General features: G+C 66.4%; 1 protein-coding gene. It reads left to right on the forward strand.

The features are described 5' to 3' along the window. Positions 1-87: 87 nt before the first annotated feature. On the forward strand, positions 88-459 hold a 372-nt coding region (locus J5M56_RS25160), incomplete at its 3' end, for an HAD hydrolase-like protein (protein ID WP_243430908.1).

Genomic DNA, 459 nt, shown 5'->3' on the forward strand with positions numbered 1-459 from the left:
CTCGGCGATCTTCGGCAAGCCCGACTATCGGCAGGTGATCGGCGAGATGCGCGACGCGCTCGCCACCGTCGGGCGCGCGTGAGCACGATGACGACGTCGCCTCTCAATGGCGCGCCGCGCATCGAAGCGGCGCTCATCGATCTCGACGGCACGATGGTCGATACCGCAGACGATTTCACGGCCGGCCTGAACGCGATGCTCGCGCAGCTCGATGCCGAGGAGACGACGCGCGAGGAAGTGATGCGCTATGTCGGCAAGGGTTCGGAGAACCTGATCCAGTGCGTGCTGACGCCGCGCTTTTCCGCAGACGACGCGAACGCGCGCTTCGACGAGGCGCTCGCGCTCTATCAGGCCGAATACGCGAAGATCAACGGCCGCCACACGCGGCTCTACCCGGACGTCGACGCAGGCTTGCGGGCGATGCGTGAAGCGGGCGTCAAGCTCGCATGCGTGACGAAC

It is taken from the genome of Pseudomonas sp. 51_B (genome assembly GCF_017491595.1).
Taxonomy (GTDB): Bacteria; Pseudomonadota; Gammaproteobacteria; order Pseudomonadales; family Pseudomonadaceae; genus Aquipseudomonas; species Aquipseudomonas promysalinigenes.